This is a genomic window from Streptomyces sp. NPDC017943, from assembly GCF_044328425.1.
In the GTDB taxonomy this organism is placed as follows: domain Bacteria; phylum Actinomycetota; class Actinomycetes; order Streptomycetales; family Streptomycetaceae; genus Streptomyces; species Streptomyces djakartensis_A.
This window is the reverse complement of record NZ_JBIRHH010000027.1, coordinates 1-13,905: the sequence shown is the minus strand read 5'-3', so window position 1 is coordinate 13,905 and position 13,905 is coordinate 1. Positions and strand designations below refer to the sequence as shown.

Sequence of the window (13,905 nt, the reverse complement as noted above, 5' to 3'; positions counted from 1 at the left end):
GTCGACGATCCCGGTCTACCCGCTTGAGCCGAGGTGATCGATGACCTCGGCCAGAGCCCGCAGCCGCACTCCGGGACTGATAGGGCAGCCGCGCCCAGCCAGCAGGGGGCGCGCCTCACCGACGGCGCGGGTGACGGTAGAGCGGTCCACCCCGAATCAGCGGGCCAGCACGTCGTGGGTGACTCTGCGTCGGAGGGGTACGAGGGTGGCCAGGGGCCGGTCGAAGAAAACCGGCCGGTGCTTCGCCCCGGCACCGAGCGCCCGCTTCCGCGGACTGGATGCAGGCCTGGCCTGGTGCCGTTCATGCCACAGCGGGCCGAGCTCAGCTACGAGTTCAGCGATCATGTCGGCCGACAGGCCCGTGATCTTCCGGTCGCTGGTGATCGACGCACAAGATGGCTCGACGCCTCACCGCCTACCGTGCACGAGCTCGTTAGGCCGCCTCGGCGAGCCCGTCTGTCACCGGGCCGATGGCGTTGAAGTGTCAGGGTATGTGAGGGCGCCCAACGGGAGTCCTTCGATCGTCGTTGTCGCCCCTCTGCCTCCTTGGCCGAGCTCTTCATTCCCAGGCCATCCTTGTGAGTCGTAGATCACCCATGATCCGGAATCGAAAAAGTTGCCGTGACTACGTCACCCGGCGGGACTATCTACGGGACGCACAAGCGCGCATTAACAGGCCTGTTGAACTGGGTCCGCCCTCGAGCCGTAGGCGAAAGGTGAATGTACACCTTAACGAGACACGTTGAGAGACAGTCAGGAGTATTGCCGTGCCGTCATTCCGGAGTTCGCTACTTTCGAGGATCTTGAAGGCAGTATCTCGACGTAAGCCCGCATCGGCTAGAGAGGCCTCTGCGCGCCAAGACCCTGTCTATACGGCGGAGCCTGCCGCGCCCCTGCGCAGAGGGCCGCAGCTGCGAGTTGACCCCGCTCTAGGAGCGCTGACGCCTTCCTGGAGTGCATTCGAAGATTCGCTCAGGTCTGAACAACTCTGGGGCAGCCAGACGCTTTACAGTGCTGTCGAACCCGCAACGCTCGTGCTTCCCGACACATCTCACCATCGTCTCTCGACGGCGAGTACTCAGTTGTCGCTGAGTGAAGCCGAGCGCGGCGGAAGGCGGCCGGTGCGATATCTGGCTGGTCCAGTGCGGCCTGCTGCCCATCCCACCGATCGCCACAGGTCGCAGTCATCCAACGACACCGTCAGCCAGACGATCACTCCAAGCGAAGCTAGCGCCAGTGAGTGGAGAGCGAAGACCGTCGCCGCAGCCAGCTTCGTATCGCCGGGGGTTGTGGCCTCGCACGCTCATGTTACGGACGCTGAAGCAATCAGTCCCCGGCAAAGGGCGCATCGCACGATGCCTTCTCGCAGCAGCGTCCGTCACTAGAGAGTTCTTGACGTTCTCGGAGCGCTCTCTCACTGAGGGACCGTGCCGCGTGGACTCAGGCTTTTGTTCAGGATGAGCACTCTGTCTCGCCGGAATCGCTTGCGAGGCTGTGAGGAGGCCGGCACCTGAGGTGGTCGACGCCTTGACCAGCAGCGGACTTCGAGAGTTCGAACACGGGGCCGAGTGGTCGCTGCTTCGCGCCGCAGCGCGGTGCCGGGCTGGCGGAATCTCCGCAGGATCATTTGCAGTGAACAAGATCTGACCGGAACGACTGAGGGCCACACCGGCGGGCCCCGGTGCGGGAGTTGCCGAAACAGACGAGCGGCAGTGCGCGGTGCGCATGGTCGCGGAGATCCGTCCCAGCTACCCGACGAGTGGGCCGCGATGAAGGCGGTCGCAGCCAAGCTGGGGATTGGTGCGGCTGAGACGGTGCGGACCTGGGTCCGCAAGGCCGAAGTCGACGGCGGCCAGCGGTCCGGTGTCACGTGCAAGGAGGCCGCGGAGATCAAGCGGCTGCGGGCTTAGAACGCCGAACTGCGGCGGGCCAACGAGATCTTGAAGGCAGCGTCGGCTTTCTTCGCGGCCGAGCTCGACCGGCCGTCGAAACCCTTGCTGGTCTGTGACGGACTCAAGGGCCTGCCCGAGGCTGTGGAGAGAAGACCGCCACCACCTACCTGGCTGGACTCCACATCGCTGGCATCTTCCTCTGTCCGCCCGCTGATCCAAACGAAACCGCCTAGCGGCGTCAATCCGGGAGGCGTCGCTCAGAGCAGTTCCATCTCGTACCGGTCAGTCGGCGTCCTCATCGAGGCCCTGTGACTCCACTGAGGGAACGAAGCGCGGCAAGGTCATGTTCAGGGAAAAATGTGAGGATGCATCGTTCGCTTGGTGCAGCAGCTTTCTTATGAACGAGTGGCTGCGTCGTTCGGTCAATAAACGAAATGAGTGAGAAGGAATGCCCTCTGAGGCTATCGCTACATTTATGCAGATCGTTAAGTATGTCAATTGGCTGGATAGTTCGGATTCGGTCGACGGGAGTCTAGCCGGTCATCATTCATGGCCCTTGCGTCAGCGGTTTTCGGAGCTGGGTTCTGAGGCCCTCCGTCTGACCGATTGGCGTGAAAGCGCCATTCTTGAGTCTTTGGGATGTGCCGTTGACGACCAGAGAGTGGTCAGTGCGGGCTGGGTGACGGGAGATTACGGCCCTGAACGTATCATCAACTGGACTGCCAGTCGCCGGGAGCAAGTGCGATGTGTGGTAAGAGGTCAGATGGAGGATCTATATCCCCAGGCTGCCGAGGCCGACCCGACCCTGGTTCTTCCCGTGTTCCAGGAATGGCCTCCCGCCGCTGATCCCCTGCGACACATGCCTCGGCCGGTAAGCAATCCGTTATCTGCTGTTGCTTATGTGCACCCGGTGCCGGAGAAGGAAGGCGTGCGGGAAAGAAGGTGGGCTGCCGGAATGCGAAGCGACCCTTGGTTCATCCGAAAGGTCGCTGATTCGAGACGGTATGCCGCGCTCCTGGAGCAGAAGGAGGGGTCTATTCCCTACTTGGCAGAGATCGTTGGTGCGCAGTCCCCCGACCAGTGGGTTGAAAAGGGATCTGTGCAACTGCTTAGCGAGTGGCATGCGGAGTACACTCGGATGTTGCAGCTGCAGTCCCCCCTTCATAGTCGTTCGGAGAACCTCTCACAGCGCAGGCCCCGTTAGGCAGAGCAGCAGGTTGGCGATCGACGTCCCCGACTTCAGGCGTGGTCCGTTTGGTCGGAACTGACTGCACGGTGATGACGTCCCGGAGTTGATCGTGGGTGACCGGCCGCAAGTTTCGCTCGAAGATAGGCTGAGTAGGCGCGCCTTTTTTCATCAGCGAACGCTCCTGTTCCAATGGCTGGGTTAGGATTGGCTTCAAGCAAATACCATTGCCCATTATGGCGATCCTGAACGATGTTTACGCCAGCCACGTCGCATCCGAGGATGTCGGCGGCGCGGGTAGCCATGCGGAGAGCATCTCGGTCGAAAGTGTCAACGTCGAACAATGTTGCGTGACCACCCTGCTCGGTGTTGGTCAAGCGAGATCCTGTAGTACTGCAGCGATGCATAATGATCGCCGCTTGTCCATTGAGGATAAGGAGGCGAAATGTCCCATTGTTTGGAACGAATTGCTGCACAAGGAAAGCGACCCCGGAATATAGTGGATCGTGAATGTAATGAAGGAAGTCAACTTCCGGCTCGATCAGGAAGTTTAGGCGCCCGCCGCTTGCATTCATAGCTTTCATTACAAACGGGAGGCCCAGGTCGTCCGCGAGGCGACCGAAGGATGTGCCGATCAGTTTTCCCGACATGTAGCGAGTTGCCGGAACAGCGAGGCCATTTTGAGAAAACTTCAAGAGTTGGAAGAGCTTGGTTGGTGCGCTGATCGGGGCTGCGTTGACCAGCGGGCGGTTACGGTGTTCGAGGTAGGCGGTGATCGAATTGAGCAGCGTCGCTGTAGGCCTCGGATACGAAGCTATTTGCGCGAGCGCGTAGTCGGCGAGATCGCGTCCCTCAATGGTCTCGCGCACCGAAATGTCGCCTTGATCAATGGTGAACTCCAGGTCGCTTATATCTCGGAAGAAGACTCTGGTGTCGTCCTCAAGGTCCAAACAAACTGACCCTGAGTGAGAAATCTGAAATGCATCGCCATTGATGATGAGCAAATCATGGTATAGGTGTTGGGGTATCGCCTGTTGATCGCTGCGCATGACGTCTCCTGTAACCGTCTGGCGTGGTGACTACTGCCCGCCCTTCTGTATGAACTCCGCTACCCACTGCTCCGCGTCCTCGACCTCGGTGAGCAACTCGTCGATATCATCGAGAAGTTTGTCGGCCTCTTCCGACGGATGCGCGGAATCGGGGGCAGGGTGGTTCGCAGCTGAACCTACTTCGTCCGTTTCGGCTATTTCGGGGGTCTGCCTGCGCCGACGCCCTTCTTGCTGCTGCATAGCCTGGCTCCTTGCTTGGATCGGCAATGTCCGAGGCGATGTCTCGGACTGTTGACAAGGCTCGTGGATACAGTCGCCGCTGAAGTGGCTTCGGAGGAACCGGTTTAGTCCACTTCTACGACATCCGGCTGATCGCCGTGTTCAGCGCTCGCGCGACGTTCGCGCCCCGGCGACGTGGCGCTGCAGAAGCTCACGGTCTCTGCGTACGGTCGGGTGCCTGGTGCGGTTCAAAGGGGCGTCTCCATAGGCCGGGGCCGGACAGACAGTTCCGGTGGTGGGCAGGCCGCCTTGACACAGGGGAGGAGACGGCCCGCCAGACTGCTACCGGGTTCGGACGGACGCCGTGGACAGCGAGCGTACGGCTGCGGTCTGTTCGGATGTGACCGGCGATTCGCTGCGCGGCTGTTCCACAGCAGCGGTGCCGGGAACCAGCAACTGCGCGGCCGTGCGCGTCCGGTGCATGTCGTGTGCGAGATAGACGGTCGGCAGGGCCGCCGCGGCCGCCGCCGCCCCAAGCAGAGCCCTGACAGGTGTATCGACGCGCAGTGTTGCGGCGAAAGCGCAATTGACCATGCTCAACGTTGCCAGTCCCGCCGCACTAGCGCCCTTGCGCCACGCGTCAGACCGCGCTTGCGCGGGGGAAGAGACATAAGCACCGCGTTCCAGCGCGTCGGCATGGTCGAATCTAGCATCGGTTGTCATATCGCTTCTTTCTCTAGACGGCCGAGGCATGCGCCTATGCATGCGCGCAGCCGGACCTTGTCGGGGGGACGTCTGCGGGTACGGGGAGCCGACGTGCCGCGTTCACCGACGGCGCAGCGCCTCATGGCTGTCGTCCTCGACGGCATCTGCGAGTTAAGCGGAGCTGTCGATCTCGTGGAAGAGCGGCCACGTCGGGAGACTGAACGGCTGGCTGACGCCTTCGAGGATCATCTCGATCCCGGCGCCGCGGAGCGGCCCAGCCCTGAAGGTTCCTGGCCCATATGCGCCGCCGATGACGGGTCTTCGACCGCTACCCGTCAGATGCCCGCAGGGCCGGTTCCCCGCTGTCTTCGCCACCCCGCCAGGACCGCGAACCGGCCGCAAAACCGGAACTGAAGCAGCTGCCGCTACCGCGCATCCAGCGGGAGCCGGCCCGCCTCATGCCGCCAAGACCCGGTGAACTCCCGCTCAATGAGGGCCGTAGGGACGGACTGTACGATCGTCCGCCCGCCGAGCGCGCCACCCTGCCGCGCGGGGTATTCCACCGCGAGGAAGAACAAGATGACGCACACCTCCGTTCTTGATCAGGCTGCCCCTGCGCCTGCTCCCCCTCAAGCGTCCACGCTCATGTCACCGGCAGGTCGATGGAGTAGCGAGACCGTCATGGTGGAACGTCGGCCGTGGGGGGAAACCAAGCTGACCCGCAATTACGTTGATGCGCGGACCCTTGCCGACACTCCGGCGCCTCCCAAGGAGCGCTCACGTCGGCGGGGTGTCAAACCCGTGCTGATGGTAGTCGTCGGCCTCCTGGCAGCCGGGGGCGTCATGGCTCTGCTCACAGCGGACACTGAGCAGCCCGCCATAGCGTCGCCTCCGGCAACCAGCGCCTCTCCTCCGGGCCCTGCCCCTGAGAGCGTGGTGCCGTCACCCAGTGCTGACGATGCTGTAAGTACACCGGATGCCTCCCTTGACGCCGCCCCGGCCGAAGAACCGCCCGGGGCGGATAAGGACCGTCGCAACGCAGCCAAGGAGGAGGCGGCACGACGTCTGGCCGAGCGCCGGGCACAGCTGGCCGCGGTGCGTCAGGACATCGCCCGGCGAGAGGAAGCAGACCGTCTGCGTGCCGAGCGAGAACGTCCGGCAGTGGGCGATGCGGCTGCACCGCCTTCGCAGCGGCTCCCGGCCGGGGCCGGGCAGGTGATCCCCCCGTTGGTCGATTATCAGCTCACGGCAGGCTTCGGCGACGCGGGAGCTCGGTGGTCTTCGGGGCACCACACGGGCCTGGACTTCGCAGCTTCTGAGGGCACTGAGATCCTGGCGGTGAGCGAGGGGACAGTCACCCGCGTCAGCTCTGGCGGAGCACTGGGCAATCACACCGTTCTGTCCCTCGCTGACGGTACTCAGGTGCGCTACAGCCACCAGCGATCGATCGCAGTAAAGGTGGGGCAGAAGGTGGAGACCGGTGACGTGATCGGCGCAGTGGGAACAACCGGTAACAGCACCGGCCCGCACCTTCACTTGGAGATAGTGGACCGAGACGGTGACTACGTGGATCCTGCGGCATGGTTCGAGCAGCGGGGTGTGAGCGTCTAGCCTCGCGCTTACATGAAGTGGGCCGTCCGACAGGCGGTCAGATAAGCGAAAAGTGCCGCCGGCTACCGGGTCCTAGCCCTCATGTCGGCGTCCAGGACGACGGCCGGGCCGTGGTCTCGCAGGCCGGTTCGGTCCTGCCGATCGAAACGGCCCGCGAGATCGGCCGTGACCTGATCCTATCCACAGCGCTCGCTCTCCGGCGCAAACTCCGGGCCGTCCACGACCCGGGCAGGTCCTTATCGACCTCGCGTGGGGCGTCGCGCTCGGCGGAGACTGCCCTGCCGACATGATGCGATCCAAGCCGGCCGTGTTCGGACCGGTGGCGTCCGATCCGACGGTCTCCCGCCGGATCGACACGCTCGCCACCGTCCGCGAGAGGGGTTGTGACCGCGATCCGCGCGGCCGGGTCTGGAAGTTGACCGGACTCCGGGCTCCGGACGCTGACGGGCATGTGACCGTGGACATGGACGGAGTGCTGGTCGTCGCGCACGGACAAGGAGGACGCGGCCCAGACCTGGAAGCGGACTTACGGCCATCACCCGCTGACGGGGTTCGTCGACCACGGACCGGGCGGCACCGATGAGCCGGTCGCGGCCCTGCTCAGGCCCGGGAACGCGGGCTCGAACATCGCGTTCGACCCCGTCACAGCCACCCGGCCGGCGCCGGCCCAGATGCCGAAGCGGTACCGGCGCGGGCGCCAGACCTGATCCGCACGGACTCGGTGGGCGGCGCGCACGAGTTCGTCACCTGGCTCACCTGGCTGACCTAGCTGACCTGGCGGGACCGGTGGCTGACCTACTGGGCCGGCATAGTGATAACCGAGTAGGTTCACCAGCATGTTCTGAGGGTTCCGCTATCGGCCTGGACGGCGGCCGTCGAAACGGATGGCGAGGTCCGCGATAGGGTCTGGGTCGCCGAGCTCACCGGTCACGTCCTGGACGGCTGGCCCAAGGGCAGGCGGTTGATGGGGACGGCCGCATCCTGTAGCCCAGTTGCGCCGGACCAACGCGAAGGGCATGCGCCTGACCTGCGCCGCGACGAACACCACCGGCCGTCCGATCGCCGGGCTCGAGTTCCGGCACCGGCTGCGGGCCCGCGCGGAGGACCGGATCAGGGCTGCTCGGGCCACCGGCCTGCGGAACCTGCACCTGCATCGCGCCGCCCGGAACAAGGCTTGCCTGGAGGTCGTGCAGCTCACTCTCGATCTGCTGGCCTGGATGCCGAGGCTCGTGACCGGCACGGCCCGCCTCTGGGAACCCCGCCGCCTGCGGCCTCGACTGTCTACCACGGCCGGCCAACTCGTCACCACCGGCCGCCGGCGCATCCTCCGCCTGGCCCGGCGCTGGCCCTGAACCAGCCACATCACCGCCGCCCTCGAACGGCTCGCACTCCTCTCGAACCCCGGCTGACCAGCGGACTGCACGTCCCTACGAGAGCCCCTCCAGCCCGAGCAGCGGACCTGGGTCCACCCGAGACGACACACGGGCCCTCAGCCTGCCCACCCTCAATCCGCAGCATGAGAACGGGCCACGGACTCCGTCGGCGGCCGTCATGAACTTCGAGGCTAGATGGGTCGTCGGCATCAATCATGATTTGCCGTACCGCAGTTGTGGTTCGAGCAGACGGTGAACCGGCTCGGCTTGCCACCCGTTCCAGGTAGTAGGAGACGCGAAGTTCCCAAGCAAGGAGAAAAATTCGTGAAGAAGACCTTTATTGCTGGTTCCGTGGCTTGCGCACTGGCAGTCGGAGCGTTCTTTGTCGTCGCGGACCCGTTCGGGGAGGAGGGCTCAACTGCGGCTGCCCGAACCAGCGCCAAGGAGACGGCTCCGCGATACTTCGGACCGGAGAAGGAGCAGGTGCTGGAGGATATCGCTCAGGGAGGACTTGGTGCCGCAGCGAAGGAGGGCGTCGGCGTCTTCATCAACTTTGAAGGTGGCCATGTGCACGATACGGTCCTGAAGGGTGCAAACCCTGCCCTTGATGAAATTAAGTCAGGCACTCTCAATGGTACTGTGTCACGCATTCAGAACTTCGACGACAGGCCTTACTGTTTCTATAAGAATCGGGACTTCAGTGGCTCTCCGGTGATTGATCTTCAGCCTGGAGTCACCATCAAGTTCACCGGGCCCTATGCGCAGTTCAACGACAACGTGCTGTCGATGAAGCCCTGTTGATTCGTTTCGGCGACGAGCGCATGCGACCTGCGCGATGGGCTCTGGTCGGTCGTTCGGTTCCGCAGTAGCCCCGTGACCAGAGGCGATGCTGCCGATACTTCTGTTCCACAGCAGACACCATGCACCGTCGGCCAGTGGAACCGTCGGACGAAGTGAGGGGGATCGGTCACCGCGGATCAGCGTGCCGACATCCAGCCAGCCCCGCCAACCCCTCCATTCGGCGAAGCACGAGAATGCTCGGAAGCGCGTGCCTCGTCGCCCATGCCCGGAGCGACTGCCAATGGCAGCGCTTCGACTAACAAGCTCGTGCACGGTAGGCGGTGAGACGACGAGGCGGTCGGTGGGGCTCGGTGTCACCTCTGCCATGTCGGCGTCTGGTCCGCGGTCTGCTGATGGGACAGCAAGCCGGCGACGGCGGGACGGTGTCACTCATGTGCTCGCGGCGGCCGAGGTGGCGGGCCAGGGCACGCCCATTCTTCAGATGGGCGATGCCGAGCTCGACCCGGATCCGCCTTGAGGAGTGTGCCTTGCGCTGGCGTTCGTGCATCTCCTTCTACCAGTCCGGGGCGCTCTTCTTGAACTTGCGGTGCGGTGGTGTCACCACCCGGCCTCCGGTCTGCGCGCCCAGGCCCTGGTAGCCGGCATCGGCGAAAATCTCGACCGCGGGCCCGTCGGCCAAGAGCTTGACCAGCCCTAATTGGCGGGCGTGAGTGATGTCCGCGCAGCTTGCGGGTCGTGCTGGGCTGCACCACAGCACGCGGCATTCGGCGTTTGTGACCACCACGGACTTGACGGCGTTCTGCTTGTTCTTGCCGGAGATGAACTTGTCGCGGTCTTTTCGTCCGGCAGTGGGCCGACGGACCCGGATGTCGGTGCCGTCGATGATGCCGGTCGTCCCGCTCGCGCCGAGGTGGTCGACGGCGTCGGTCAGAGTTCGTAGCTGCACGTCGGGGCTGACCGTGCAGCCTCGCTCTGCGAGCAGGGGCCGCACCTCGCCGACGGCCCGGGTGATGGTGGAGCGGTCCACGCCGAACCAGCAGGCCAGCACGTCGTGGGTGACCCCCTGACGAAGATGGACGAGCGTGGCCAGCAGCCGATCGACAAACACCAGCCAGTGCCTTGCGCCGGCGCCCACGGCCCACTTCCGTGGCCGGGAGGTGAGCCGGGCCTGGTGACGCTCTTGCCACAACGGGCCGATCTCCTCGACGAGTTCAGCAACCACTCCCACAGCCAGGCCCGTGATCCGCCGATTGCTGATGATCACCGCACGCGTTGAGTATCCACCACAAGACCATGATCGAGGATCAGGAGCTCGACGTCTCACCGCCTACCGTGCACGAGCTCGTGAGGCCAGCTGATCAGCCAGTGACCAGCACCCTTCCGTGCTAGGCCCGCAGCCCGGCGAACAGCCACTCGGAACGCGGGTTCCGTGCCGGGCCGGGCGCTCGTCCAAGGCCCATGTTCGCCAGGGGGCGAGTCCCTCCCGGCCGCAAGAATACCCGCCTTGACGTCCTAACATGGGCTGTCTCGGACTCGCATCCGACCTCTGCTGCTCCAAGGGGTTCCTCTGGGGCAGGGGGTGAGGGCGAGAAAGCGTGACGAGTGCCAGGTCAGTGTGTTTGCCGGACTCCCGATTCCCGGGTACGGGAACAGCCGTCTCAGAGCGATGTACAGCGGTTCCGGATCTTTCATCAGGATTCCTCCGTCCAGGGTAGCTGTGACGGATCCGGCCCCGGGCCTGGTCAGGACGGCTGCACCTGTCCCGGGTCCAGCACTGGGCCGAGAGTGTCGTCGTACGCGACCGCTGTACTCCGGTGCGGCGCCAGGTGAACCGGGGGATCGAGGGGACCGTTCTTGCGAACAAGCCCCTCATACCAAGGGCTCCCGGTAGGACCTGGCCACCAGACGTGGGGATTCATAACGTGCGACGCCGAATCGGTAGGGCCTCGTTGGCTGCAGCGGCTCACCTCGCGGTGCATCAGTGGCTGTCCCGCTCGTCGGCCGGTGGAGCCGGGCGGAGGCAGGAACGTTACATGCGGTGCTACGGGCCTTGTCCCCGTGGCTGCGAATACTCGTCGGGGCGTCCCCGTGACGTGAAGCTGCAGGGCAGGAGTTCGGAGTGTGCTCAACCTGCGCCTGAGCCTCAACATGCCAGTTCGGAGTCAACCAGAGATGCAGAAGTCACGCACCGGAAGACGGCAGCCAGCGTGAAGCGGTCGCTGCTCGACGCCGTCTGTGGCGGTGACGACTCGGGGCACGAAGCATGGTTATCCGCCGGGCGTGACTGCACCGCCCTTGCATCAGGGCTCTGGGGCCCCAATGCGTAGCGCCTCACGTAATCGGAGCGCCGGCGCCGGTCAGCAGACGATCGAGCTTGACGGCAGCTCATCCTTCGATGCCCTATCTCAGTACCCGGCCGGGTCACCCGTACCGGCGACTGTGCGTCAGCAAACGCTCCCACCGACGCTCACCGATCACGGTAATGCCCGGCTGTTCGCCTCTCTGCACAGGGAGAGATTTCGTCATGTCGACGGACTCGGTTGGCTCGTCTGGGACGCGTACCGCTGGAAGCGTGTCGGAGGTGAGAAGACGGCGCTCTGGGCTGCTGGCGAGATGAGCGAACAGATGTCCCCGACGGATCCCCGCGGGATCTTCAGCGAGGAAGACATCGCGAAGCATCGCCAACGATCCATGTCTACGGTCGGCTTGCGAGCACTGCTACAGCAAGCCCAGGCGTCTCCCGAGCTCAGCCTCGACCCAGGACTGCTCGACGGCGACCCGTACCTGCTGTGTACTCCAAAGGGCGCCGTTGACCTCCGCACCGGCGTACTTCGCGCACCCGACCCGGCCACTGCCCTGAACTCACGAGCGACAACAGTTGCCCCTTCTTCGGGGCCTATTCCCCGATGGCACGCCTTCCTGGCCGATACCTTCGGGAATGACGCACGTGGGCAGGAGATGATCGATTTCCTTCATCTGCTACTCGGGTACTCCATCACCGGTGACGTCGGAGCACAGATCCTTCCGTTCCTCTGGGGTAAAGGTGCCAATGGAAAATCCGTCCTGCTCGATGTCGTCATGCAAGTACTGGGGGACTATGCGGAAGCCGCGCCGCCTGGGTTCTTGATGGAGAAGGGCCCCTACACCGAACACGCCACTGAGCTTACAGAGCTGCACGGCCGTCGTCTCGTTGTCTGCAGCGAACTCCGCCCAAGTGCCCGTTTCGACGAAGTGAAGGTGAAGCACCTTACAGGTGGCGAGCAGATCACTGCCCGGCGCATGAGGCAGGATTACTTCAGCTTCACGCCCACTCATAAGTTGTGGCTGCTCGGGAATCATTACCCGGAAGTTGGGACCGGTGGCCACGCCTTTTGGCGGCGCATCCGCCTCATTCCATTCGAACGGGTGATTCCGGCAGAAAATAAGGTCGACAATCTCGCGGCGGAGCTGGTGCTTGAAGAAGGGCCGGGAATACTTCAATGGCTGATTGACGGTGCCATCCTCTACCTCGCTCATCGAGGCCATCTTATGGGGCCTGACGCCGTACGCCTTGCTACTGCCGCATATGAGTCGACGGAGGACCACATTGGGCGGTTCCTGGACGAGCAATGCACTCGTGACAGTGGCAGAGCCGCCGAACTGCGGGTCGAGCAGCGGTTGCTCTATGTCGCCTACACCCGTTGGTGTGTTGCAGAAGGGATAAACGCTGCGACCCCCCGTGCTTTCGCGTCACGTGTCCGAAACGAGGTTGGCTTGGTATCGCCAGCGGCAATGCTCAAATCAAAGGGACGGAAATATTACCCGGCAATCGCTCTCATCGATCAGAGTATGACGAACGGCTGTTGACATAGGTGCCGCCCTGTCTGGCCGTGAGGAAGTGCAAGCTGGAGCAGATGGCACAGGAGAATTATCGAATGGAGGGTTAATGAGTTCGCTGATGAATGAAGGTCAACTAGTGTACGAAAGGCGTGTGGTGTGGCTTGAGTGCCCCGACGGCCTCGACTACGTTCGTCAGACGCTGGACAAAGGGCCTCGGCGCACAGGGCGACCGCGTTATGCGCGGGATGGACGCCTCGTGGGCTATGCAGAACTCGCTCCGGATGCGGAAGCATGCCCGGACAGTGGCTTCTACCGCCGACGCATTTTCTTCCTCCTGCCGCACGATCGGCCGAACGAGCCCGATGGTCCTTATCGAGTAGGTGCGCCTGGCGAAGCAGTTGATCCGCGGACGGTACGTCCTGGACGCGTCGGGTGCAAGACGTCGCGCAGTCAGGACGGCGGCAACGGTTGCGCAGTGACGCAGCCGCTGGCGTTCGGCTAATCGATGCGCTGCACATCGCCATCTTCCTTGCCGCGATGAACCAGGGGCAGAAGTCTCCCGTAGCAGAAGTGCATGGCCGTCCAGTCGGCAGAAAAAGATCCCCACAGGTCGCCACGTTTCAGCTGCTCGTGAAACAGCCGCAGAGGTGAACACGGAAAAGGAAGTTGCGATGACAATCGGTAGAGACGAGTTGGCTTCCTGGGTTGAGGAGGCCGAATGTCAGCAGGGGGACTCCGAGGTCCTCTTCGCTGACGGAGCGGCGCAGAGCCTGGCCATCACAGTATGCAGTCGGTGCCCGGTTCGGACGGAATGCCTGGCTCACGCCCTCGACCACCGCATCTCCCACGGAGTTTGGGGCGGGATGACGGAACGGGAACGCCGAGCGCTTCTACGCCGTCGACCTGGCGTAACCTCTTGGCGCCACGTGCTGGAGGCCGCGCGCTTCCAGTACCAACATCCCGTGGCTTCATCCAGTGCCGACGGGCCTTCCCGCACCGACCGCTGATCAGCAGGTCAATGCGTGCTGCTGCAGCCCTGCTGCCTTGCGGGCCGACGATCAGGGGCCGCGCCGTAGCTGACCTGGGCGGGACTGAGGGACAGCAATCAAAGGCTGTCTTCCAGGCTTGGATTTCTCGTCGGAGCTTGAGCCCTAACCTCGTGCTTTCACGAGGTGGGCTGTCCAAGAGTTGATCAGAAACACGGAAAGTGCCCTTGACCTGCAACGATGGGACTTGCTGAGGGTCCTGCT

Annotated in this window: 9 protein-coding genes and 2 pseudogenes; 7 read left to right on the top strand and 4 right to left on the bottom strand. The window is 63.6% G+C overall.

The genetic code is table 11. The annotated features are described in order from the left end of the window. Positions 1–1,725 precede the first annotated feature (1,725 nt). Positions 1,726–1,996: pseudogene (locus ACH4C6_RS34780) on the top strand (IS3 family transposase); the annotation flags it as partial. 1,135 nt (positions 1,997–3,131) lie between these two features. On the opposite strand, the gene ACH4C6_RS34775 reads toward ACH4C6_RS34780, so the two are convergent. The 3 genes from ACH4C6_RS34775 to ACH4C6_RS34765 all read right to left on the bottom strand — a co-directional run bounded on the left by ACH4C6_RS34775 (position 3,132) and on the right by ACH4C6_RS34765 (position 5,069). Beyond that, the gene (locus ACH4C6_RS34775) at positions 3,132–4,127 is read right to left on the bottom strand and encodes a RimK family alpha-L-glutamate ligase (RefSeq protein ID WP_398112651.1); all 996 of its coding nucleotides are present in this window, start codon (positions 4,125–4,127) and stop codon (positions 3,132–3,134) included. Between the two features lie 30 nt (positions 4,128–4,157). Continuing rightward, positions 4,158–4,367: a ubiquitin-like protein Pup gene (locus ACH4C6_RS34770; RefSeq protein ID WP_366900877.1), complete on the bottom strand. Its 210-nt coding sequence runs from the start codon at positions 4,365–4,367 to the stop codon at positions 4,158–4,160. Between the two features lie 321 nt (positions 4,368–4,688). Next, complete coding sequence (locus ACH4C6_RS34765; protein WP_398112650.1) at positions 4,689–5,069, bottom strand: hypothetical protein; 381 nt, start codon at positions 5,067–5,069, stop codon at positions 4,689–4,691. 471 nt (positions 5,070–5,540) lie between these two features. Between ACH4C6_RS34765 and ACH4C6_RS34760 the strand changes: the two genes are divergently transcribed. The 3 genes and pseudogenes from ACH4C6_RS34760 to ACH4C6_RS34750 all read left to right on the top strand — a co-directional run bounded on the left by ACH4C6_RS34760 (position 5,541) and on the right by ACH4C6_RS34750 (position 8,836). Beyond that, positions 5,541–6,662, top strand: coding sequence for a peptidoglycan DD-metalloendopeptidase family protein (locus ACH4C6_RS34760; RefSeq protein ID WP_398112649.1), 1,122 nt, complete (start codon positions 5,541–5,543; stop codon positions 6,660–6,662). 41 nt (positions 6,663–6,703) lie between these two features. Further along, a pseudogene (locus tag ACH4C6_RS34755) lies at positions 6,704–8,014 on the top strand (IS1380 family transposase). Positions 8,015–8,359: 345 nt separating this feature from the next. Further along, a complete protein-coding gene (locus ACH4C6_RS34750) occupies positions 8,360–8,836 on the top strand; it encodes a hypothetical protein (protein ID WP_366900847.1) in 477 nt (158 codons plus the stop codon). A gap of 553 nt (positions 8,837–9,389) precedes the next feature. On the opposite strand, the gene ACH4C6_RS34745 is transcribed toward ACH4C6_RS34750, so the two are convergent. After that, positions 9,390–10,100: a transposase family protein gene (locus ACH4C6_RS34745; protein ID WP_398112648.1), complete on the bottom strand. Its 711-nt coding sequence runs from the start codon at positions 10,098–10,100 to the stop codon at positions 9,390–9,392. A 1,055-nt stretch (positions 10,101–11,155) separates the two neighbouring features. On the opposite strand from ACH4C6_RS34745, the gene ACH4C6_RS34740 reads away from it, so the two are divergent. From ACH4C6_RS34740 to ACH4C6_RS34730, 3 genes are all read left to right on the top strand, one after another. Continuing rightward, a complete protein-coding gene (locus tag ACH4C6_RS34740; RefSeq protein ID WP_398112647.1) occupies positions 11,156–12,682 on the top strand; it encodes a phage/plasmid primase, P4 family in 1,527 nt (508 codons plus the stop codon). 79 nt (positions 12,683–12,761) lie between these two features. Further along, positions 12,762–13,157 carry a DUF6009 family protein gene (locus tag ACH4C6_RS34735; protein ID WP_366900813.1) on the top strand — a complete coding sequence of 132 codons (396 nt, stop codon included), beginning with the start codon at positions 12,762–12,764 and terminating at the stop codon, positions 13,155–13,157. A gap of 169 nt (positions 13,158–13,326) precedes the next feature. After that, entirely contained in the window at positions 13,327–13,662 is a 336-nt protein-coding gene (locus ACH4C6_RS34730) for a WhiB family transcriptional regulator (protein ID WP_366900814.1), read from the top strand. Positions 13,663–13,905 lie beyond the last annotated feature (243 nt).